The sequence below is a fragment of the Streptococcus mitis genome, from assembly GCF_000722765.2.
GTDB lineage: Bacteria > Bacillota > Bacilli > Lactobacillales > Streptococcaceae > Streptococcus > Streptococcus mitis_AQ.
Genome location: NZ_CP028415.1, coordinates 1,547,854 through 1,570,666 on the forward strand (window position 1 = coordinate 1,547,854; position 22,813 = coordinate 1,570,666).

Consider the following 22,813-nt stretch of genomic DNA (forward strand, 5'->3'; position numbering starts at 1 on the left):
CTACTCTTATAATCACTATCAGACACTTTTATAGTTACCGTATCTGTAGTCCTATCTTTATACGTAATAGTGACTGTACCATTGTCGCTAACACTGAAGGAATCAATACGCTTTTCCGTCTTATTATTTAGTTTTTCAACAGCAGCCAATATACGGGCTTTTTCTTGAGAGTTCAATTGAGAGATATTTTCTACTTGGAAAGTTTCAGAAGGTCCTACACCATCCATAATATCTGACAATTTGCCTTGTTTAATAAAGAAGTTTCCTTTATTGGCATCCCCAGCCTGATTATAGTTACCAGCCTTATCTGTCGCAATAGCATTTCTGCGCCAATAATTCCCATCTTCAAATTTCAAATCATCCTTCATGTGTCCAGTAGCGGTAATACGAGCTGGACTAGATGTCGTCGCAACAATTTCGCCATTAGGGTCTGACAAGGAAGTAACTGTCCCCGTACCATATTTAGGATCTTTAAAGAAATTATTAGCCAAGTCCGAAGCCGGACGATTTCCATCAGATTCCGGAACAAGTTTAAATTCTCTTAATTTGCCCTTGTTATCAGTCGCAGTCATATCAACTTTGAAATCATCACCCGCATAAATGTAATAGTATTTATTTCCATCCTTCCCAATAACTGGTTGGATTTCTTTCCCATTCCGAGTTACGGATACATTAACATCAGGAATTTCCTTTTCCTTCTCTAGGGTTGCATTGATTGTACTTGATGTACCATCACGATAAGTAACTGTAATAGTACCATCAGTATCAACTTCAATTTTCGACTTGGTTCCAGGATATGATAAAGTCACCTTCCCATTTTCGGCATAAGATAAATTTGGCTGTGTACCATTTTTTACTACATCTTGATTAGACAGTAAATCACGTTTATTAGCATCATCGTTAATAAAGTTATTATAAACTTCCTTAATTTCTTCAGGAGTTAAATGACTCAAATCAGAGACTCTAACAATATCACCACTTTGAATATCATGGCGCTCATTGAAACCTTTGATAAGGAACTTAACAGAATCTCTAGCTATTTGGCCATTATACTGACCAGATGAAAAATTATAGGTGTACTCTTTTCCTATCTGTGCCGATAAATCGTTACCACCAACTGTACCTAGGAGATAACTAAATACATTAGGCCTGTTGATACCAGGTACACCCATCTGGTTTCCAACATAGTTAACACCTGGGACAGGGTCGCTTTGTTCTAAACCATAGATATATATATTGCTATCCGAACGCCTTTGAATACCAATCAAATCATTAATTGAATCGCCATTATATACTTCTTTGTAACGATTATCAATATTGTATTGTGGGCCAAGTTTTGAAGTTGTTTGATTATTTGTATTTTGCTGTCTATACCCTGTTGGAACACTTGCAGATTGAACTCCAGAAGCATTACCTTGAGTATTTTGATCGATAGGTGCCGAGCTAACCTGAACCTGCATATCTGCAGTTGCAGTCGGCACATTGTTGTCATATTTTACTTTAACTTCAATCCTACCGTTTAAGTTCTTATTTTGTCCATGTCTGTAATTATAAACAATCTCAGAACCCTGAGTAAAGGTTTTCTCCATAGAGTTGCCATTAAATGTCGCACTTTGGACATGGCCACCTTGGCCGACATTTATTTTAACACCTACATTGCTCAAAGCACTATTAGCCTGAACATTCATGGTATACGTCGCGATACCAGTAGCCTTATCAAAAGTAGCATCTGGACTACTTACTGTTATACGGCCGTCATTCTGATTAGGAGCCCAACTTGCTCGAAGAGAAGCATCGCGCAACATGGCTTTACCATTACGAGCATCACGCGCGCCTGAATTGGCTCTCAAAACGGCATTAACAATAGAATTACGAGCTAGAGTCGCTTTTTGCACCACTGCTGTCAAATCACTAGTTGGATCAGCTAAGGCTTTTTCAATCTCAGTTACCGCAGCATTGACCTTAGTGATGGCTGAATCAGTATTTGGTAAACCAACAGCTTTAGCTAGGTACTCACCCATCTCAGCTGAAAGTTTTGTCAACTTCTTACGATTGTCATCTTGCTGCTTAGCTGAAACTTCTGCTGTTGCGATAGCACCGGCAGTAACTCCTACGATACTAGTCGTGGTAGAAGTTGATTGAGCAGCGCTCGCACTAACCTTCCCGTCAATTTCAGTTGCCTTTAGTAAAGCAGAATCGATTTTAAGGCCAGTTGATTCTTTTGACACAGAAGAATCTTGCTCAGTTGCTGTAGCAGAAGTACTCTGTTCAACTGATAGACTTGACACTGTAGAAAAGCTACCCGGCTCACTTGTCGATTGACTGATACTAGTAGAGGTGCTGACAGAGGCGCTTGTCGAAGCACTATTAGAAGTACTTTCTGAGGCACTTAGAGAAGTACTCTTCGAAGCACTTGCTGACGAACTCTTAGATACAGATTCTGACATCGAAGTACTTTCGCTCAAAGAAGTAGACAAGCTAGCAGAATTCTCTGAATTATTTACAGATGTCGTACCCAAAACTACGGTATCATTTGTAACCAAAAGATCTGGATTTTCCAGTGTTTTTTCCACGGCTACTGTTTCATTTGCAAACACTTTTGTTTGAGTAGCAACAGTACCCCCTAAAACAGCCCCTGTTGCAGCAAGTCCCTTGATAATATCCAGACCTGTAATAGAAGGATTCACTTTATCCTCTACTACCTCTGTCATGACTTGAGTCGTATCTACACCACCCCGCAAGACCTTGAACAAACCAAAAAGAGAGGTTGAAGCTCGCAACCAATGTTTTCCTGATTTGATCAACTTATACCGCGTCACTCGGTCGGTTTCTCTATACTCACCTTTTTGACGTCTAAAAAACATGATTTATCCTTTCGTCACATTCTTAAAGTGGACAATCCACCCAATTTTAATCATACTTTTATAGTATACTCCAAGTGCAAACGACAGTCAAGGAATTTGATATATTTTTATATCACATTGCTATTCAAATATTTTGAAATATAAAAACTTGATTATTCCTGTTTCATTGATAATTCATAATGTAATGCAAAAATACTATCTAGGTAGGTCTTGTGACAATAGATTTTCATAAGAAATTGCTTCGAATCAACTCGATTCTCCTCTATAACTCCTGTCAAAAATGCCCACGATTAGGTTATAATCATGGACATTCTATTGATGTTTTTTTCTAGTTATCTAGTCTATTTTTCAATTTATTCAGTTAGTGAGGTAGTTAGCTAGACTACTCACTACCCGTTACGACAGAAAAATACACGAATCGATAATATTCGTAAAACTTTACTAGTGGAGCGCCTAGCCAAGTTCCATAGAAACTTGGCGTTAGTTACTTAGATTGTTACACAATCAAATACATTTACTAAACTACGACAAAGAGTTTGGGAAATCGATTCCATTTACCAAACGTAGTTAGTAAGGCAGTTAGCTAGTTCGCTTCCTTCCCATTACGACGGAAAAGTCCACGAATCGATACCATTCGTGGATTTTTCCTAGTGAAGCGTTTAGGTAAGCCGCCATAACAGTTACCGATTATTAGATTACGACACTGAGTTTTACAAATCGATTTCATTTGTAAAACTCAGTTAGTGAGGCAGTTAGCTAGTTCGCCAAATAGCGACTAGCGTCCAACAATTAGGAACTTTAGTTCCAATTGTTGGTACTGAGTCACATCTTCTCTTCCAACTCTACATCTGGATACTTGTCCGCAAACCAGCGGAGGGCAAAGTCATTCTCAAAGAGGAAGACTGGTTGGTCGAAACGGTCTTTGGCCAAGATATTTCGGCTTGATGACATCCGTTCATCCAAGTCCTCAGGCTTGATCCAACGAACGGTCTTTTTACCCATTGGGCTCATGACCACTTCCGCATTGTACTCACCTTCCATACGGTGCTTAAATACTTCAAATTGAAGTTGACCAACAGCACCTAGCATATACTCACCTGTTTGGTAATTCTTATAAAGCTGAATGGCTCCTTCTTGCACCAATTGCTCGATTCCCTTGTGGAAGGATTTCTGCTTCATGACATTCTTAGCAGAAACTTTCATGAAAATTTCAGGAGTAAAGGTTGGCAACGGTTCAAACTCAAACTTATTTTTTCCAACTGTCAAGGTATCCCCAACCTGATAAGTACCTGTATCGTAAACACCGATAATATCACCGGCCACGGCGTTGGTCACATTCTCACGACTTTCCGCCATAAACTGGGTAACATTAGACAGTTTGGCACCCTTACCAGTACGAGGCAGGTTGACACTCATACCACGTTCAAATTCACCCGATACGATACGGACAAAAGCAATACGGTCACGGTGACGAGGGTCCATATTGGCTTGGATTTTAAAGACAAATCCTGAGAAATCCTTGTCATAAGGGTCCACAATTTCACCGTCTGTTTTCTTGTGTCCATGTGGTTCTGGAGCAAACTTAAGAAAAGTCTCAAGGAAGGTCTGCACACCAAAGTTAGTAAGGGCTGAACCGAAGAAGACAGGTGTCAATTCTCCAGCAAGGATAGCTTCCTCTGAAAACTCATTCCCAGCTTCATTTAAAAGCTCAATATCATCCTTAACTTGCTCGTAGAAAGGATTGCTACCAAAAAGCTTGTCTCCATCTTCTAGACTAGCAAAACGCTCATCCCCTTTATAGAGCTCCAAGCGTTGGTTATAGAGGTCATACAAGCCTTCGAAGGCTTTCCCCATCCCGATTGGCCAGTTCATCGGATAGCTAGCAATGCCCAAGACTTCTTCCAATTCTTGCAAGAGTTCCAAAGGCTCACGACCGTCACGGTCCAGCTTGTTCATAAATGTAAAGACAGGAATGCCACGGTGTTTCACAACCTCAAACAATTTCTTGGTTTGGGCCTCGATCCCCTTGGCAGAGTCCACGACCATGACTGCAGCATCCACCGCCATCAAGGTACGATAGGTATCTTCTGAGAAATCCTCGTGCCCTGGGGTGTCGAGGATATTGACGCGCTTACCATCGTAGTCAAACTGCATCACAGATGAAGTAACGGAAATCCCACGTTGCTTCTCGATATCCATCCAGTCAGACTTGGCAAAAGTCCCTGTTTTCTTCCCTTTTACAGTACCAGCCTCACGAATCTCGCCCCCAAAGTAGAGCAGTTGCTCAGTGATGGTTGTTTTCCCCGCGTCAGGGTGGGAGATGATGGCAAAAGTACGACGTTTCTTAATTTCTTCTTGAATATTCATAAGTTCTCTTTCTTTGATTCTCTATTTTTCTTGTTTCAATAGCTAAGAATGATTTTTACATTGGATTTTACCATTCCTTTCAACACTCCATTATATCGGATTTTAGCATTTTTTTCAATTTCTATTTTATATTGAATAAAAGCTTTTCCTTGTAGTCAAATAGATAGAAAATCGTGACAATTCTAGCAAAAATGATATAATAAAACAAAGAGGAGATATAATCATGTTCAAAGAATTTGGTGTAACTAATTTAGAAGTGACAAAAGATGATATTTACAAGAATCCAAACAACCCTATTTTGTGCATGTATGATGACGATGAATTAATTGGAACCTTTAGTATTCTAACTGGAGAAGTATTGGAAAATTTGGACTTGGCAGACTATGATATTCGTTTTGCTCAAAAGCAAATTAAGTTAAATCGCGATAACTACCTTGAAACATGGAAGGACTACGTGGGATTATTACATGCCTAAATATTCTTTCCTAATACTCTTCAAAAATCAAATTCAAACCACGTCAGCGTCGGCTTGTCGTACTCAAGTACTGCCTGCGCCTAGCTTTCTAGTTTGCTCTTTGATTTTTATTGAGTATAAAGCATGGTATTGAAATTCGTCCTAACGAACATAACCATAAAGGTCAAAAAGCGCATATTCACTTTTATATCCACGGAGAAGAAGTGGGTTCAATGTTTCTGAACGGTGAACTGAGAGATGGTAAAGCAAAAGCAAAAGACCTAAAAATGATAAGGCAATATGTCTTAGAAAATGCAGTTGAACTTCAGGCTTTATGGAATGAATACCAAAAGAGTACATATTAAAATCAAAGAATCTTAGTTTGCTAATCAACAACAAACAAAAACTATCTAGCAATTTTAATGCCTACTATTCAACTATTGCCCCACTAATGTTACAATGAATATAGAAAAAGGTGTTGCGTCAACAACACCCCACAGAGCCGTTTAAGACGGTGGCTGTAGTTACATAACTAAAAAATAGCTCGTTAACTCGCCAAAGTTAGGACGGCTATTTTTTTGTCTCTTTAAAAATCTCTTTCTTGACTTGCCAGATGTCTTTTTTCAGCTTTCCCTCCCTTATTTATAGGAAAATATGGTAAAATAGAACAGACTAAAAATCATCATTTCACGAAAGGATGCAAGATGAAAATTACGCAAGAAGAGGTAACACACGTTGCCAATCTTTCAAAATTAAGATTCTCTGAAGAAGAAACTGCTGCCTTTGCGACTACCTTGTCTAAGATTGTTGACATGATTGAGTTGCTAGGCGAAGTTGACACAACTGGTGTCGCACCTACTACGACTATGGCCGACCGCAAGACTGTACTCCGCCCTGATGTGGCCGAAGAAGGAACAGACCGCGATCGCTTGTTTAAAAACGTACCTGAAAAAGACAACTACTATATCAAGGTACCAGCTATCCTAGACGATGGAGGAGATGCCTAATGAATTTCAACAATAAAACCATTGAAGACTTGCACAATCTCCTTGTCTCTAAGGAAATTTCTGCAACAGAATTAACCCAAGCAACGCTTGAAGATATCAAGTCTCGAGAGACAGCTATCAACGCTTTTGTTACCATCGCTGAGGAACAAGCCCTTGCGCAAGCTAAAGCTATTGATGAAGCAGGAATCGATGCTGATAATGTCCTCTCAGGAATTCCACTTGCAGTTAAGGATAACATCTCTACTGATGGTATTCTCACAACTGCTGCATCAAAAATGCTCTACAACTATGAGCCTATTTTTGATGCGACAGCCGTTTCCAATGCTAAAGCTAAGGGTATGATTGTTGTTGGGAAAACAAACATGGACGAATTTGCCATGGGTGGTTCAGGTGAGACTTCTCACTACGGTGCCACTACAAATGCTTGGGACCACAGCAAAGTTCCTGGTGGTTCATCAAGTGGTTCTGCCGCAGCCGTAGCCTCAGGACAAGTCCGCTTGTCTCTTGGATCTGATACAGGTGGTTCTATCCGCCAACCTGCTGCCTTCAACGGGATCGTCGGTCTCAAACCAACCTACGGAACGGTTTCTCGTTTCGGTCTCATTGCCTTTGGTAGCTCATTAGACCAGATTGGACCTTTCGCACCAACTGTTAAGGAAAACGCCCTCTTGCTCAACGCTATTGCCAGCGAAGATGCCAAAGACTCTACTTCTGCTCCTGTCCGCATTGCCGACTTTACTTCAAAAATCGGCCAAGACATCAAGGGTATGAAAATCGCTTTGCCTAAAGAATACCTCGGTGAAGGGATTGACCCAGAGGTTAAGGGAACCATTCTGAACGCAGCCAAACACTTTGAAAAACTTGGTGCTATTGTTGAAGAAGTGAGTCTACCTCACTCAAAATACGGTGTTGCCGTCTACTACATCATTGCTTCATCTGAAGCTTCATCAAACTTGCAACGTTTTGACGGTATCCGTTACGGCTACCGCGCAGAAGATGCAACCAACCTTGATGAAATCTATGTAAACAGCCGTAGCCAAGGTTTCGGTGAAGAGGTTAAACGCCGTATCATGCTTGGTACATTCAGTCTTTCATCAGGTTACTATGACGCCTACTATAAGAAGGCTGGCCAGGTCCGTACCCTCATCATCCAAGATTTCGAAAAAGTCTTCGCGGATTACGACTTGATTTTGGGCCCAACTGCTCCTAGTGTTGCCTATGACTTGGATTCACTCAACCACGACCCAGTTGCTATGTACTTGGCTGACCTCTTGACCATACCTGTAAACTTGGCAGGACTGCCTGGAATTTCTATTCCTGCTGGATTCTCTCAAGGTCTGCCTGTCGGTCTCCAATTGATCGGTCCTAAGTACTCTGAGGAAACCATTTACCAAGCTGCCGCTGCTTTTGAAGCAACAACAGACTACCACAAACAACAACCCGTGATTTTTGGAGGTGACAACTAATGAACTTTGAAACAGTCATTGGACTTGAAGTCCACGTAGAGCTCAACACCAATTCAAAAATCTTCTCACCTACATCTGCCCACTTCGGAAATGACCAAAATGCCAACACCAATGTGATTGACTGGTCTTTCCCAGGAGTTCTGCCAGTTCTCAATAAAGGTGTTGTCGATGCCGGTATCAAGGCTGCTCTTGCCCTCAATATGGACATCCACAAAAAGATGCACTTTGACCGCAAGAACTACTTCTACCCTGATAATCCCAAAGCCTACCAAATTTCTCAGTTTGATGAGCCAATCGGTTATAACGGTTGGATTGAAGTCGAGCTAGAAGACGGTACAACTAAGAAAATCGGTATTGAACGTGCCCACCTAGAAGAAGACGCTGGTAAAAACACCCACGGTACAGACGGCTACTCTTATGTTGACCTCAACCGCCAAGGGGTGCCATTGATTGAGATTGTATCTGAAGCTGACATGCGTTCTCCTGAAGAAGCCTATGCTTATCTAACAGCCCTCAAGGAAGTTATCCAGTACGCTGGTATTTCTGACGTTAAGATGGAAGAAGGTTCTATGCGTGTGGATGCCAATATCTCCCTTCGCCCTTATGGTCAAGAAAAATTCGGTACCAAGACTGAGTTGAAAAACCTCAATTCCTTCTCAAACGTTCGCAAAGGTCTTGAATACGAAGTCCAACGTCAAGCTGAAATCCTTCGCTCAGGTGGTCAAATCCGTCAGGAAACACGTCGTTACGATGAAGCTAACAAAGCAACTATCCTCATGCGTGTCAAGGAAGGTGCTGCAGACTACCGCTACTTCCCAGAACCAGACCTACCTCTCTTTGAAATCTCAGACGAGTGGATTGAGGAAATGCGTACTGAATTGCCAGAGTTTCCAAAAGAACGCCGTGCGCGCTACGTATCTGACCTTGGCTTGTCAGACTACGATGCTAGCCAGTTGACTGCTAACAAAGTCACATCTGACTTCTTTGAAAAAGCTGTTGCTCTTGGTGGTGATGCCAAGCAAGTCTCTAACTGGCTCCAAGGAGAAGTTGCTCAGTTCTTGAATGCCGAAGGCAAGACACTTGAACAAATAAAATTGACACCAGAAAACTTGGTAGAAATGATTGCCATCATCGAAGACGGTACTATCTCTTCTAAGATTGCTAAGAAAGTCTTTGTCCACCTGGCTAAAAATGGCGGTGGAGCGCGTGAATACGTTGAGAAAGCAGGCATGGTGCAAATCTCAGATCCAGCTGTCTTGATTCCAATTATCCACCAAGTCTTTGCCGATAACGAAGCCGCAGTTGCCGACTTCAAGTCAGGCAAACGCAACGCAGACAAGGCCTTTACAGGCTTCCTTATGAAAGCAACCAAAGGCCAAGCTAACCCACAAGTTGCCCTTAAACTCCTTGCCCAAGAATTAGCGAAGTTGAAAGAAGATGAATAACAGACTTTTTATATACCTTTTTCTATTTTAGAAAGAAGAAAAAATGAACAAATTTTTACGATTGCTATTTGTTTTAGTCATCATCGCTATACTAGGCGCTTCTATACTACAAATTTTCTTTCCATCATACATGGGAAGTCACTCCGGGTACGGAATCTCAGCTGGTTGGCAACGAGAAATTGGAATATGGAACCTAGCTGTATTGATTCTTATTCTCGGTGTCAATATTAAGTACGATTGGTTCTATCTACGAATCGTGCTTCTCGCTCTCATCTTCGGTGGGATTGGAATAGGAACAAATCACTTAGTCAATTTTATGGAGTATCATTCTCCTGTAAATGCTATCGGTGCTTTCGAAAATTACTTGCTAGCGACGGGGTGGATTGTAGGGTGGCTCATTGAACACCATTCCATAAAGAAGATAACTGCTATTAAATAACGACAAGTATATCTTAGATGATTTTTAAAGGTTATAATATAGTTTAATAATCATTCAAATTAAGTGGTCTACCTTTTCAATAGCCTCAATGCCATATCCTTCTTGAAGAGCTCAGCTACGACCAAGAAAGTCTTTGTCCACCTGGCTAAAAATGGCGGTGGCGCGCGTGAATACGTGGAAAAAGCAGGTATGGTCCAAATCTCAGATCCAGCTGTCTTGATTCCAATTATCCACCAAGTCTTTGCAGATAACGAAGCTGCCGTTGCCGACTTCAAGTCAGGCAAACGTAACGCAGACAAGGCCTTCACAGGATTCCTTATAAAAGCAACCAAGGGCCAAGCTAACCCACAAGTTGCCCTTAAACTCCTTGCCTAAGAATTGGCGAAGTTGAAAGAAGATTAATATATAAAAGAAACCAGCCCTAAGGTTGGTTTTTTCTCCCCTACCAAATCCCATTAACTATTTTGGCTTTATTTCCGGAAGATTTTATGGTAAAATGAAGAGTAATAATATTTATTAAAGAGGTAAAAACATGATTGAAGCAAGCAAATTGAAAGCTGGTATGACATTTGAAACTGCAGACGGAAAATTGATCCGCGTTTTGGAAGCTAGCCACCACAAACCAGGTAAAGGAAACACGATCATGCGTATGAAATTGCGTGATGTCCGTACTGGTTCTACTTTTGACACAAGCTACCGTCCAGAAGAAAAATTCGAACAAGCTATTATCGAAACTGTTCCAGCTCAATACTTGTACAAAATGGATGAAACTGCCTACTTCATGAACACTGAAACTTACGACCAATATGAAATTCCAGTCGTAAATGTTGAAAATGAATTGCTTTACATCCTTGAAAACTCTGATGTGAAAATCCAATTCTACGGAACTGAAGTAATCGGTGTAACTGTACCAACTACTGTTGAATTGACAGTCGCTGAAACACAACCATCTATCAAAGGTGCTACTGTTACAGGTTCTGGTAAACCAGCGACTATGGAAACTGGACTTGTTGTCAACGTTCCTGACTTCATCGAAGCTGGACAAAAATTGATCATCAACACTGCAGAAGGAACTTACGTTTCTCGTGCCTAATCTCTAGAAAGAGGTCATTCTATGGGAATTGAAGAACAATTTGGCGAAATCGTTATCGCTCCACGTGTACTTGAAAAAATCATTGCCATCGCAACTGCTAAAGTTGATGGTGTCCATTCATTTTCAAATAAATCCGTGTCTGATACCCTATCAAAACTCTCTCTTGGTCGTGGCGTCTACTTAAAAGAAAGCAACGAAGAACTAACTGCTGACATCTATCTCTACCTTGAGTACGGTGTGAAAGTACCAAAAGTGGCTCTTGCTATTCAAAAAGCAGTAAAAGATGCTGTCCGAGATATGGCTGATGTGGAACTTGCTGCTGTCAACATCCATGTTGCAGGAATCGTTCCAGATAAAACACCAAAACCTGAGTTGAAAGATCTATTTAACGAGGACTTCCTCAATGACTAGTCCATTATTAGAATCTAGACGTGAACTTCGTAAATGCGCTTTTCAAGCTCTTATGAGCCTTGAATTTGACACAGATGTGGAAACAGCTTGTCACTTTGCCTACACGCATGACCGTGAAGATGCAGATGTGCAAATCCCTGCCTTTCTTCTGAACTTGGTTTCTGGCGTTCAAGCTCAAAAAGACGAGTTGGATAAACAAATCAACCAGCACCTCAAGTCAGGCTGGACAGTTGAACGCTTGACCTTGGTCGAGAAAAACTTACTACGCTTGGGAATCTTTGAAATCACATCATTTGATACACCTCAGCTGGTAGCAGTCAATGAAGCCATTGAACTCGCTAAGAATTTTTCAGATCAAAAATCAGCCCGCTTTATCAATGGACTGCTTAGTCAATTTGTAACTGAAGAAAATGAATAATCGAAAAGGTGTTTGGTCTTCCAGGCACTTTTTTACTTTCCCCTCTGCACAGAGTAAGAACCACATAAAAACTAGAACTGACTGCCAGTTCTAGTTTTTATGTATTCTGAGGTATTAGTATTTTCTAAATCGTTGGTAACGCTCTTCCAACAACGCTTCTATCGATTTTTGCGAAAGTCTAGCTAGCTCATCTTGTAGTTCTTTTTTGACATTCTTAATTAATTCTTTGCTAGAAAGTCCTGCTTCAGAAATCACCTTGTCTACCACGTCCATTTCTAGCAGTTCATGTGATGTGATTTTCATCAACTCTGCTGCTTCCATGGCACGAGTTCCGTCCTTCCATAGAATGGAAGCAAAGCCTTCTGGGCTGAGAATGGCATAGATAGAATTTTCCAGCATCCAAACACGGTCTGCGACTGCTAGAGCCAGAGCCCCACCTGAACCACCTTCACCGATAATGATGGCGATAATCGGAACTTTTAGGTCACTCATTTCCATGAGATTGCGAGCAATAGCTTCTCCCTGTCCACGTTCTTCCGCTCCGACACCAGGATAAGCACCTGCAGTATTGATAAAGGTCACAACTGGACGACCAAACTTTTCAGCCTGTTTCATCAAACGTAGGGCCTTGCGATAGCCTTCTGGATGCGGTTGTCCAAAATTCCGTTTTAGATTGTCTTGTAAACTCTTGCCTTTTTGGATACCAACCACTGTTACAGCTTGGTCTCCAAGCCAGCCGATACCACCAACAACTGCACCATCATCACGAAAAGAACGGTCACCGTGTAATTGGATAAATTCATCAAAAATGCCTGTTGCAAAGTCCAAGGTTGTCAAGCGACTCTGCTCACGCGCTTCTCTGACTATTTTTGCAATATTCATCTAGGACACCCTCCATGCAATCTGACTAGGCTAGCAATCGTATCTGGTAAGTCTCTTCTTTTGACAATAGCATCCACAAAACCATGTTCCAATAGGAATTCTGCCTTTTGGAACCCCTCTGGCAAGCTTTCACGAACCGTATTTTCAATGACACGACGCCCAGCAAAACCGACTAAACTCTGTGGTTCTGCTAGAATGATATCGCCTTCCATAGCGAAAGAAGCTGTCACACCACCTGTCGTTGGATCTGTCAAAATGGTCAGGTAAAAGAGACCAGCATTTGAATGGCGTTTAACTGCTGCAGAAATCTTGGCCATCTGCATGAGACTCATGATTCCTTCCTGCATACGAGCTCCACCAGAGGCTGTGAAGAGAACAACTGGCAATTGTTCGACAGTCGCATACTCAAACAAACGAGTGATTTTCTCCCCTACAACTGTACCCATAGAAGCCATGATAAAGTTGGAATCCATAATCCCAAGAGCCACAGTCTGACCTTTAATAAGAGCAGTTCCTGTGACAACAGCTTCATCCAGACCTGTTTTTTCACGCATAGCTGCTAGTTTCTTTTGATAACCAGGGAAATGCAAAGGATCCTTGCTTTCAATCCCTGTAAACAATTCCTTGAAGGTCCCCATATCAATCGTCAAAGCCAAGCGTTCTTGGGCAGAAATACGAAAGGTATAGCTACAATGTGGACAGATGCGCTCACTTCCCAGATCCTTCTGATAGATGGTATGCTTACAGCCTGGACACTGGGAGAATAATTCATCTGGAACCTCTGGCTTGGCTTGAGGTTTTTCCCTAACCGAACGATTGGGATTGATTCGAATATACTTATCTTTTTTACTAAATAGAGCCATTGATTCCCCTTTTCGGTTTAAACTCTTAAAGTCATTTTATTCTTTTTCTTGATATTTAGGTAAGAAGGTTTCCATCAAGAAGGAAGTATCGTAATCTCCAGCAATGACATTGCGATCTGAAATGAGGTCAAGCTGGAAATCTGCATTGGTCTGCACCCCTTCAATCTCTAATTCATAGAGGGCACGTTGCATTTTCATCAAGGCATCAAAACGATTTTCACCGTGAACGATGATTTTAGCAATCATACTATCATAATATGGCGGAATGGTATAGCCTGGATAAACTGCTGAATCCACGCGCAAGCCAACTCCACCACTTGGCAGATGGAGATTAGTAATCTTACCTGGACTTGGAGCAAAGTTAAAGGCTGGATTTTCTGCATTGATACGACACTCGATGGCATGACCGCGTAGGACAATATCTTCTTGCTTAACAGACAGTGGCTGACCTGCCGCAATGCGAATTTGTTCCTTAACGATATCCACACCTGAAACAAATTCTGTTACTGGATGTTCTACTTGTACACGAGTATTCATCTCCATAAAATAGAATTTACCGCTGGCTTCATCAAGAAGAAACTCAATAGTCCCTGCATTTTCATAGCCCACAGACTCAGCCGCTCGAACAGCAGCAGCACCAATTTCATTACGCAGTGTTTTTCCTATTGCAATCGAAGGACTTTCTTCTAAAACCTTTTGATTATTCCGTTGAAGAGAACAATCCCGTTCCCCCAAGTGAATCACATTTCCGTGTTCATCTCCTAGGATTTGAACCTCGATGTGACGAGCTGGATAGATAACCCGTTCTATGTACATGGCACCATTGCCATAATTGGCCTTGGCCTCACTAGAGGCAGTTTCAAAGGCTGAAACGAGGTCTTCTGGTTTTTCAACCTTACGAATCCCTTTACCGCCTCCACCTGCTGAAGCCTTGAGCATAACAGGATAGCCAATTTCTTCAGCAACAATCAAAGCTTCTTCAGAGTTATGCACTTCTCCATCCGAACCTGGAATGACAGGCACACCAGCTTTAATCATCTGAGCACGCGCATTAATCTTATCCCCCATCATATCCATAACATGGCCAGATGGACCGATAAACTTGATCCCAACTTCTTCACACATGGTAGCAAATTTGGAATTTTCACTGAGAAATCCAAAACCGGGGTGAATGGCTTCTGCTTCAGTCAAGACTGCAGCTGATAGAACAGCATTAATATTGAGATAAGACTCTGTTGCCTTACCAGGGCCGATACAAACTGCTTCATCTGCTAAAAGCGTATGCAGGGCTTCCTTATCAGCAGTTGAATAAACCGCCACCGTTGCGATCCCCAATTCACGCGCCGCACGGATAATTCGAACCGCAATTTCACCACGATTGGCAATTAAAATTTTTCGAAACATGGAGAACCTCCTTAGTTCCCAATTGCAAAGGTAAGAGTACCACTAGCTGCAAGCTTGCCATCCACTTCAGCCTTTGCTTCAACCACGGCAATGGTGCCACGACGTTTTACAAAAGTCGCTGTCATAACCAATTGGTCACCTGGTACAACTTGCTTCTTAAACTTGACCTTATCCATACCAGCGTAAAAGACCAGTTTCCCCTTATTTTCAGGTTTTGACAACTCCAAGACACCAGCAGTTTGCGCCAAGGCTTCCATGATTAGAACACCTGGCATAACAGGGTATTGAGGAAAATGACCGTTGAAGAAGGGCTCATTAATGGTCACATTTTTGATGGCAACAATGGTATTCTCGCTCACTTCCAAGACACGGTCCACTAGGAGCATAGGATAACGATGGGGAAGGGCTTCTTTGATTCCTTGAATATCAATCATTTGATACGTACCAATCCTTTACCAAACTCAACCATTTCTTCGTTAGAAACAAGAATTTCCGTTACCACACCATCCTTAGGAGCTGGGATTTCATTCATGACTTTCATAGCTTCGATGATGACCAATGTTTGGCCTTTTTTGACACTATCACCAACTGTAACGAATGCAGGTTTATCAGGACCAGCAGCCAAGTAAGCCACCCCAACAAGTGGACTCTCTACAACATCTCCCTCAGCAGCCACACTTGCTTCGGCTGGTGCCGAAGTTTCTGCCACTACAGTTTCTGCAGGAGCAGATGAAGGAGCTACTGAACTTGGTGTTGCTAGAACGGGCGCTGGAGCAACTGGAGCTGCAACTTCAGATACAAGTCTCGCTTCATTCTTGCTAAACTGCAACTCATCCGTCCCATTTTTATAAGAAAATTCTCTCAAACTTGACTGGTCAAATTGGGCCATCAAGTCTTTAATATCGTTTAAATTCATAGTTATTTATTCTCCCAACGTTTGAAAGCAAGAACTGCATTGTGGCCACCAAAACCAAAGGTATTTGAAATAGCGTATGGAATTTCTTGCTCCAAGCCTTGTCCATAAACCACATTGGCTTCGATATAGTCTGATACTTCGCTTGTGCCAGCTGTCATTGGTACAAAGTTATGACGCATAGCCTCGATTGTGACGATAGCTTCTACTGCACCTGCAGCCCCCAGCAAATGTCCTGTGAATGATTTGGTTGATGATACAGGTACTTCCTTACCAAGAACAGCCACAATCGCACCACTTTCTCCTTTTTCATTAGCAGGAGTTGATGTTCCGTGAGCATTGACATAGGCTACTTGTTCTGGAGAAATCTCAGCTTCTTCCAAGGCTAGTTTGATTGCCTTGATAGCTCCTTGACCTTCTGGATGTGGTGAAGTCATGTGGTAGGCATCACAAGTATTTCCGTAACCAACCACTTCAGCCAGGATAGTAGCGCCACGTTTTTCGGCGTGTTCAAGACTTTCAAGAACCAACATCCCTGAACCTTCACCCATAACAAACCCATTACGGTCCTTATCAAATGGGATAGAAGCACGAGTTGGATCCTCTGTAGTTGAGAGAGCAGTTAGGGCTTGGAAACCAGCAATAGCAAAAGGTGTGATCGAAGCTTCTGAACCACCTACCAACATAACGTCTTGGAAACCAAACTTAATTGAGCGGAAGGCATCCCCAATCGCGTCATTTGATGAAGCGCAGGCAGTATTGATGGATTTACAAACACCGTTTGCTCCAAAACGCATAGCAACATTTCCTGAAGCCATATTTGGCAAGGCTTTTGGAAGGGTCAATGGTTTCACACGTTTTGGCCCTTTTTCGTTGAGTCGAAGCACTTGATCCTCAATTTCTTTGATTCCACCAATACCAGAGGCCACGATAACACCAAAACGATCTTTATCAAGAGCCTCTACATCTAAATTGGCATGATTAACGGCTTCTTGGGCTGCGTACAAGGCATACAAAGAGTAGTTATCGAAACGATTGGTATCTTTCTTAACAAAGTATTTATCAAAAGGAAAATCTTGGATTTCTGCTGCATTATGCACATCAAAGTCACTATGATCAAATTTTGTAATTGGACCAATTCCGATTTTTCCAGTTGTCAAACTATTCCAAAATTCTTCTGGTGTATTTCCGATTGGAGATGTTACTCCATAACCTGTTACTACTACGCGATTTAGTTTCATCTTTTTTACCTCTAGCTTCTGCTACATACTTAAGCCACCATCAATGGCAACTACTTGACCAGTTAGATAATCTTGGCCTGCTAAAAATACTGTCAAATCTGCAACCTGCTCTGCCTGTCCAAATTCTTTCATGGGAATTTGGGCCAGCATAGCATCTTTTACCTTGTCTGATAGAACAGCTGTCATATCGGACTCAATCATTCCAGGTGCAATAGCATTAACCCTGATATTGCGATTGGCCACTTCACGCGCCACAGACTTGGTAAAACCAATCAAACCAGCCTTAGAAGCTGCATAGTTAGCTTGACCGATATTTCCCATCAAACCAACAACACTAGACATATTAATGATAGCACCTTCTCTGGCTTTCATCATCGATTTCAAGACTGATTGTGTCATGTTAAAAGCACCAGTCAAGTTAACCTTGAGAACTTTTTCAAAATCCGCTTCTGTCATCTTGAGCATCAGGGTATCTTGGGTAATCCCTGCATTGTTGACCAAAACATCTACTGAACCTAGCTCTGCAATAGCTTGTTCAACCATACGCTTAGCGTCTGCAAAGTCTGACACGTCTCCTGATATAGGAACCACCTTAACACCATAGTTTGCAAACTCAGTGAGCAATTCTTCTGAGATTGCCCCACGACTGTTTAAAACAATATTGGCTCCTGCTTGAGCAAACTTGTGGGCAATGGCAAGACCAATTCCACGACTCGAACCTGTAATAAAGATATTTTTATTTTCTAGTTGCATTCTTTTCTCCTGTTTCCTCTTGTATTTATGGGAGAAGGGATTACTTGTTTTCTAGCAAAGTTTCCAAACTAGCCTGATCTTCAACATTGGCTAGTTTAGCTGTCTTATCAATTTTTTTCACAAAGCCTGACAAGACTTTCCCCGGTCCAATCTCGATAAAGTTGGTTACGCCTGCTTCTTGCATAACCGCAATACTTTCATAGAAACGAACTGGTTCCTTGACCTGACGCGTCAAAAGTCGAGCAATGTCTTCTTTTTTCATGACCGTAGCTTCTGTATTACCAACTAGGGGACAAGTGAAATCTGAAAAACTTACTTGAGCTAGAGTTTCAGCTAGTTTTTGGCTAGCAGGCTCAAGGAGAGCAGTATGAAAGGGACCTGATACCTTGAGAGGAATCAAGCGTTTGGCACCAGCTTCCTGCAAGAGTTCTACTGCGCGGTCAACCGCAACCACCTCACCACCAATCACGATTTGTGCAGGTGTATTATAGTTGGCTGGGGTAACCACTCCAAGTTCAGAAGCTTTTCGACAAGCTTCTTCAATAACCTCTACTGGTGTATTGAGAACTGCCACCATCTTACCAGAGCCAGCAGGAGCCGCTTCTTCCATATAGGCGCCACGCTTAGCAACCAAGGCTACCGCATCTTCAAAATCCAAGGCACCGCTGGCCACCAAGGCAGAGTATTCTCCAAGAGACAAACCAGCAACCATATCAGGCTGATAGCCCTTTTCTTGTAATAAACGGTAGATAGCAACTGAAGTCGCTAAAATAGCTGGTTGCGTATAGCGGGTTTGATTGAGTTTTTCTTCTTCCGTATCCATGAGATGACGCAAATCATAACCGAGTACCTGACTCGCTTGATCAATCATTTCTTTGACAATAGGGTAGTGATCATAGAGATCACGGCCCATACCTAGATACTGGGCACCTTGGCCAGCAAATAAAAAGGCTGTTTTAGTCATTTCTTACAACTCCTGCCCAACGAGAGGCTTCTTCTTGAATTTTCTTAGCTGCTCCGTAATACAAATCTTTTAGGATTTCTTCAACGGTTTCTTCTTTAGAAACAAGGCCTGCAATCTGACCTGCCATGACAGATCCGCCATCCACATCACCGTGAACAACTGCTTTGGCTAGGGCACCTGCTCCCATTTGTTCAAAAATTTCCAAATCTGGATTTTCTTGTTTAAAGGCATCTTTCTCAGCTTTTTCAAAATCACGAGTCAATTGGTTTTTAATAGCTCGAACAGCATGGCCAAAGTGTTGGGCTGAAATCGTGGTATCAATATCTCTAGCTTTTAAAATTTTCGCCTTGTAATTTGGATGGGCATTAGACTCTTTTGCAACGACAAAACGAGTTCCAACTTGAACAGCCTCTGCACCTAGCATAAAGCCAGCAGCAGCACCTTCACCATCCGCAATTCCTCCTGCAGCAATAACAGGAATAGATACAGCAGCAGCAACCTGGCGCACCAAAGTCATAGTTGTTAATTTACCGATATGCCCCCCAGCTTCCATTCCTTCTGCAATAACGGCGTCCGCACCGATTTTTTCCATGCGTTTAGCTAAAGCAACACTTGGTACAACAGGAATAACTGTAATCCCTGCTTCATGGAAACGTTCCATGTATTTACTTGGGTTTCCTGCGCCTGTTGTAACTACCTTAACCCCTTCCTCGATAACGAGGTCTACAATATCCTCCACAAAGGGAGACAAGAGCATGATGTTGACACCAAAGGGTTTATCTGTCAATGATTTGATTTTATCAATATTTGCCTTGACAACTTCTTTCGGGGCATTTCCCCCACCGATAATTCCCAGTCCTCCAGCCTTGGAAACAGCCCCTGCCAAATCACCATCAGCGACCCAGGCCATTCCTCCTTGGAAAATAGGATAATCAATGTTCAATAATTCTGTAATACGCGTTTTCATAGTGCCTCCATCGTTTCTTGCTTACGTAATAGTTCGATACCGCCATAATTTGACAATCAAACTATTGCCTAAACAAGAGGGAGCGGGTTTCCCTACTCCTTCTATCTATATTCGGTTTATTTTGTTTGCTCTTCAACGTAGGCAACCAAGTCACCAACTGTTTTCAAGTCATCTTCTGCTTCGATTTGGATATCAAAAGCATCTTCAATTTCTGAGATTACTTGGAACAAGTCCAATGAATCTGCGTCTAAATCATCAAAAGTTGATTCAAGTGTTACTTCTGATGCGTCTTTTCCAAGTTCTTCAACGATAATTTCTTGTACTTTTTCAAATACTGCCATGATAGGACTCCTTTAAAATAAATAGTTTTTTATAACAATGTGTTCACCACATGATTACCTAAATTGTAAGAATGAGCGTGCCCCAGGTCAAGCCTCCACCGAAGCCTGATAGCAGAACAGTCTGGCTACCATCTAAACGGATGAGGCCTTGTTCTACACACTCTGAAAGTAAAATCGGGATACTTGCTGCACTGGTATTGCCATATTCCATCATATTGGCTGGAAGTTTGGCCCGGTCGACACCGACTTTTCTAGCCATCTTATCCAAAATACGGTCATTAGCCTGATGAAGTAGCAAATAATCCAAGTCTGTCGCCTCTATAGGAGATTCTTCAATGGTCTGTTTGATAGACTTAGCTACATCCCGAATGGCAAAATCAAAGACTGCGCGTCCATCCATCTTCAAAAATGAATCTGCATTTTCTTGATCTGAAAATGGAGAATGTAAGCCTGAATGTCCGTACGTTAAACATTCACTGCGACTTCCATCACTATTGAGACTCTCAGCCAAGAAATGCTCTTGCTCGCTAGCTTCTAACAAAACACCACCAGCACCATCTCCAAACAAAACAGCTGTTGATCGGTCTGACCAATCGACTGCTTTAGAGAGGGTTTCACTACCAATCACCAAGCCTTTTTGAAAGCGACCAGAAGCGATAAACTTTTCAGCAGTTGAAAGAGCAAATACAAATCCACTGCAAGCTGCTGTTAGGTCAAAAGCAAAGGCCTTATTAGCACCAATATTAGCTTGAACACGAGTAGCTGTAGAGGGCATCATCGAATCTGGAGTAATGGTAGCTAGGATGATAAAATCCAACTCCTCTCCTGTGATTCCAGCTTTTGCCATCAGTTTCTTAGCAACCTCTGTAGCCAAATCACTAGTAGATTCTGTTCTTGAGATATGCCTTTGTCGTATTCCCGTCCGACTTGAAATCCACTCATCATTGGTATCCATAATCTGAGCCAAATCATGATTTGTAACCACTTGCTCTGGCACATAATGAGCAACCTGGCTTATTTTTGCAAAAGCCATTATCTCAAATCCTCCAAAAATTGATAAAGATTGGTCAACCCTTTGCTCATAACCTCCATTTCTTGCTTACTCATACCATCAATGATTTTTTCAACCATGGCCTTATGGAAGCGTTTATGTAGCCTATGAACCAAGCGACCTTTCTTTGTCAAATGCAGATGCACTACACGTCGATCATGTTCTGAACGAATGCGTTCAATGTAACCCTTGCGTTCGAGATTATTCAAACTAGTCGTAACTGTCCCAAGAGTCACCATCAACTCTTTTGACACTTGACTTGGCGTCACGTCTGGGAATTTCCCAATCACATCAATCGTATGCATTTCTTTGATGGAGATATCCTTGAAACGACTACCCCTCAAGCTAACTTCCTCAATAACGAGGACATTGTTAAATATAGACGTTAAATATTCATTAATCCGTTGGTAGTCCAATCTTTCCTTCCCTCCTTTTCAAAAAAACTTTTAGAATCAAAACATTTGACAAAAGAATTATATCAAAGTTCAAAGAATGGCGCAAGTATTTTTTTATTTTCCTGTAAATTTAGGTCTTCTTCTCTCCGAATGAGCCCGAACTCCCTCTTTGAAATCCTCTGTTTTCGCTAGTGATTCCTGTAGGTTCAGTTCTAAAGTAGCGTAATTCTGCCAATCTTTAAATTGGCTCTCCCACACCAACTTCTTAATGGCAGCATAGGAATTGCTTGAACCACGTCTTAATTTTTTAAGAAGCTGTTCTCTGGTTTTTTCTAACTTATCAGCTTCAGAAATACGGTAAACTAGGCCCCACTCTAGAGCTTTTTCTGCGTTCAAAGCCTCACCTGTCATGGCTAGTTGAGTAGCACGCGTCACACCAATACTTCGGCTCAAGAGATGAATTCCTCCTGCATCTGGAGCCAAGCCAACTCCAACAAAGGCTTGGATAAACTTAGCCTTATCCGTTGCCAGACAGAAATCTGCAGCAACAGCCATATTTGCTGCGGCACCTGCAACAGCCCCGTCAACTTCCATTAAAACAGGTTTTGCAATTTGCTTGATTTTATAAGAAATAGTATTGACCAATTCTGCGATTTTTGTCAATGATGGAATATCATCCTCATCGACTGCTCGCTTCATCTCAACCAAATCTCCCCCAACGGAGAAGACTTTGCCATTGGCATTGATCAAGATAAAATGCACAGCCGGATCCTCTTCCGCCAAAGTCAGAGCTTCTAAAATCTCCTCACACATAGGAATATGAAAGCCATTTGCAACCTCAGGACGGTTCAAGGTAAGGATTGCCAAATCCTCTTCAAGCTGATAAATAATGTGTTCCATCTGGACTCCTTTTTATTTTATAAGCGAGTTAAATTATTTTATTTCCAAAGTATACCTTTTTTGGGAATAGAAAGCAAGAAAAAATCGACTGAAAGTGTCTCAGCCGATTGGCAAGAATCGCTTTATACTAGAAGTCATCTTATTTTCTTCATTGAAAAAAGCCTTCCTTTCTGCT

At 41.8% G+C, this 22,813-nt stretch carries 25 protein-coding genes and 3 pseudogenes; 12 read left to right on the forward strand and 16 right to left on the reverse strand.

Going from position 1 to position 22,813, the window contains the following annotated elements; translation table 11 throughout:
- Nucleotides 1-44: 44 nt before the first annotated feature.
- Nucleotides 45-1,805, reverse strand: a pseudogene (locus SK637_RS10350) (MiiA motif-containing surface protein); the annotation flags it as partial.
- Between SK637_RS10350 and SK637_RS09790 the strand changes: the two are divergent.
- Both SK637_RS09790 and SK637_RS10295 read left to right on the forward strand, forming a co-directional pair.
- Nucleotides 1,804-2,142, forward strand: coding sequence for a hypothetical protein (locus SK637_RS09790; RefSeq protein WP_033689265.1), 339 nt, complete (start codon nt 1,804-1,806; stop codon nt 2,140-2,142). The pseudogene SK637_RS10350 and the gene SK637_RS09790 sit on opposite strands and share 2 nt — an antisense overlap.
- 195 nt (nt 2,143-2,337) lie before the next feature.
- Nucleotides 2,338-2,607 carry a hypothetical protein gene (locus SK637_RS10295; protein WP_033689267.1) on the forward strand — a complete coding sequence of 90 codons (270 nt, stop codon included), beginning with the start codon at nt 2,338-2,340 and terminating at the stop codon, nt 2,605-2,607.
- Nucleotides 2,608-2,669: 62 nt separating this feature from the next.
- Here the strand turns inward: SK637_RS10295 and SK637_RS10300 are convergent.
- A pseudogene (locus SK637_RS10300) lies at nt 2,670-2,864 on the reverse strand (accessory Sec-dependent serine-rich glycoprotein adhesin); the annotation flags it as partial.
- 822 nt (nt 2,865-3,686) lie between these two features.
- A complete protein-coding gene (locus tag SK637_RS07740; RefSeq protein ID WP_033689269.1) occupies nt 3,687-5,231 on the reverse strand; it encodes a peptide chain release factor 3 in 1,545 nt (514 codons plus the stop codon).
- Between the two features lie 223 nt (nt 5,232-5,454).
- On the opposite strand from SK637_RS07740, the gene SK637_RS07745 reads away from it, so the two are divergent.
- From SK637_RS07745 to nusB, 10 genes and pseudogenes are all read left to right on the forward strand, one after another.
- Nucleotides 5,455-5,706, forward strand: coding sequence for a DUF4160 domain-containing protein (locus SK637_RS07745; protein ID WP_033689270.1), 252 nt, complete (start codon nt 5,455-5,457; stop codon nt 5,704-5,706).
- 110 nt (nt 5,707-5,816) lie between these two features.
- A complete protein-coding gene (locus SK637_RS07750; RefSeq protein WP_033689272.1) occupies nt 5,817-6,050 on the forward strand; it encodes a DUF4160 domain-containing protein in 234 nt (77 codons plus the stop codon).
- Nucleotides 6,051-6,389: 339 nt separating this feature from the next.
- On the forward strand, nt 6,390-6,692 hold the full coding sequence (gene gatC, locus SK637_RS07755; protein ID WP_033689273.1) for an Asp-tRNA(Asn)/Glu-tRNA(Gln) amidotransferase subunit GatC: 303 nt from the start codon (nt 6,390-6,392) through the stop codon (nt 6,690-6,692).
- Entirely contained in the window at nt 6,692-8,158 is a 1,467-nt protein-coding gene (gene gatA, locus SK637_RS07760) for an Asp-tRNA(Asn)/Glu-tRNA(Gln) amidotransferase subunit GatA (RefSeq protein WP_033689274.1), read from the forward strand. The genes gatC and gatA overlap by 1 nt, the downstream gene beginning before the upstream one ends.
- Entirely contained in the window at nt 8,158-9,603 is a 1,446-nt protein-coding gene (gene gatB / locus SK637_RS07765) for an Asp-tRNA(Asn)/Glu-tRNA(Gln) amidotransferase subunit GatB (RefSeq protein WP_033689276.1), read from the forward strand. The genes gatA and gatB overlap by 1 nt, the downstream gene beginning before the upstream one ends.
- 43 nt (nt 9,604-9,646) lie before the next feature.
- On the forward strand, nt 9,647-10,042 hold the full coding sequence (locus tag SK637_RS07770) for a hypothetical protein (RefSeq protein ID WP_033689277.1): 396 nt from the start codon (nt 9,647-9,649) through the stop codon (nt 10,040-10,042).
- A gap of 108 nt (nt 10,043-10,150) precedes the next feature.
- Nucleotides 10,151-10,417, forward strand: a pseudogene (locus SK637_RS07775) (glutamyl-tRNA amidotransferase); the annotation flags it as partial.
- Nucleotides 10,418-10,574: 157 nt separating this feature from the next.
- Nucleotides 10,575-11,135 (forward strand): elongation factor P, encoded by a 561-nt coding sequence (gene efp / locus SK637_RS07780; protein ID WP_000568643.1) that lies wholly within the window; start codon nt 10,575-10,577, stop codon nt 11,133-11,135.
- A gap of 21 nt (nt 11,136-11,156) precedes the next feature.
- Nucleotides 11,157-11,546, forward strand: coding sequence for an Asp23/Gls24 family envelope stress response protein (locus SK637_RS07785; protein ID WP_000510575.1), 390 nt, complete (start codon nt 11,157-11,159; stop codon nt 11,544-11,546).
- Entirely contained in the window at nt 11,539-11,964 is a 426-nt protein-coding gene (nusB, locus tag SK637_RS07790) for a transcription antitermination factor NusB (RefSeq protein ID WP_033689278.1), read from the forward strand. The genes SK637_RS07785 and nusB overlap by 8 nt, the downstream gene beginning before the upstream one ends.
- A 114-nt stretch (nt 11,965-12,078) precedes the next feature.
- Here nusB and SK637_RS07795 read toward each other — a convergent pair whose 3' ends face one another.
- The 13 genes from SK637_RS07795 to SK637_RS07855 form a co-directional block, all read right to left on the reverse strand.
- Nucleotides 12,079-12,846, reverse strand: a complete 768-nt coding sequence (locus SK637_RS07795; protein WP_033689281.1) for an acetyl-CoA carboxylase carboxyl transferase subunit alpha — start codon at nt 12,844-12,846, stop codon at nt 12,079-12,081.
- Nucleotides 12,843-13,709: an acetyl-CoA carboxylase, carboxyltransferase subunit beta gene (accD, locus tag SK637_RS07800; RefSeq protein WP_033689282.1), complete on the reverse strand. Its 867-nt coding sequence runs from the start codon at nt 13,707-13,709 to the stop codon at nt 12,843-12,845. The genes SK637_RS07795 and accD overlap by 4 nt, the downstream gene beginning before the upstream one ends.
- A 36-nt stretch (nt 13,710-13,745) precedes the next feature.
- The gene (gene accC, locus SK637_RS07805; protein WP_033689284.1) at nt 13,746-15,113 is read right to left on the reverse strand and encodes an acetyl-CoA carboxylase biotin carboxylase subunit; all 1,368 of its coding nucleotides are present in this window, start codon (nt 15,111-15,113) and stop codon (nt 13,746-13,748) included.
- A gap of 11 nt (nt 15,114-15,124) precedes the next feature.
- Nucleotides 15,125-15,547, reverse strand: coding sequence for a 3-hydroxyacyl-ACP dehydratase FabZ (gene fabZ / locus SK637_RS07810; protein WP_033689286.1), 423 nt, complete (start codon nt 15,545-15,547; stop codon nt 15,125-15,127).
- Nucleotides 15,544-16,029 carry an acetyl-CoA carboxylase biotin carboxyl carrier protein gene (gene accB, locus SK637_RS07815; protein ID WP_033689287.1) on the reverse strand — a complete coding sequence of 162 codons (486 nt, stop codon included), beginning with the start codon at nt 16,027-16,029 and terminating at the stop codon, nt 15,544-15,546. Before accB ends, fabZ begins: the two co-directional genes overlap by 4 nt.
- Before the next feature lie 2 nt (nt 16,030-16,031).
- Complete coding sequence (gene fabF, locus SK637_RS07820; RefSeq protein ID WP_000774070.1) at nt 16,032-17,267, reverse strand: beta-ketoacyl-ACP synthase II; 1,236 nt, start codon at nt 17,265-17,267, stop codon at nt 16,032-16,034.
- Nucleotides 17,268-17,288: 21 nt separating this feature from the next.
- Nucleotides 17,289-18,020, reverse strand: coding sequence for a 3-oxoacyl-[acyl-carrier-protein] reductase (gene fabG / locus SK637_RS07825; RefSeq protein ID WP_033689290.1), 732 nt, complete (start codon nt 18,018-18,020; stop codon nt 17,289-17,291).
- A gap of 40 nt (nt 18,021-18,060) precedes the next feature.
- Entirely contained in the window at nt 18,061-18,984 is a 924-nt protein-coding gene (gene fabD, locus SK637_RS07830) for an ACP S-malonyltransferase (protein ID WP_033689292.1), read from the reverse strand.
- The gene (gene fabK / locus SK637_RS07835; RefSeq protein WP_000857445.1) at nt 18,977-19,951 is read right to left on the reverse strand and encodes an enoyl-[acyl-carrier-protein] reductase FabK; all 975 of its coding nucleotides are present in this window, start codon (nt 19,949-19,951) and stop codon (nt 18,977-18,979) included. The genes fabD and fabK overlap by 8 nt, the downstream gene beginning before the upstream one ends.
- Nucleotides 19,952-20,067: 116 nt before the next feature.
- On the reverse strand, nt 20,068-20,292 hold the full coding sequence (locus SK637_RS07840) for an acyl carrier protein (RefSeq protein WP_000257838.1): 225 nt from the start codon (nt 20,290-20,292) through the stop codon (nt 20,068-20,070).
- Between the two features lie 58 nt (nt 20,293-20,350).
- On the reverse strand, nt 20,351-21,325 hold the full coding sequence (locus SK637_RS07845; RefSeq protein WP_033689294.1) for a beta-ketoacyl-ACP synthase III: 975 nt from the start codon (nt 21,323-21,325) through the stop codon (nt 20,351-20,353).
- Nucleotides 21,325-21,759, reverse strand: coding sequence for a fatty acid biosynthesis transcriptional regulator FabT (gene fabT / locus SK637_RS07850; RefSeq protein ID WP_000386352.1), 435 nt, complete (start codon nt 21,757-21,759; stop codon nt 21,325-21,327). Before fabT ends, SK637_RS07845 begins: the two co-directional genes overlap by 1 nt.
- A 93-nt stretch (nt 21,760-21,852) precedes the next feature.
- Nucleotides 21,853-22,638, reverse strand: a complete 786-nt coding sequence (locus SK637_RS07855; protein ID WP_033689296.1) for an enoyl-CoA hydratase — start codon at nt 22,636-22,638, stop codon at nt 21,853-21,855.
- Between the last annotated feature and the right edge of the window lie 175 nt (nt 22,639-22,813).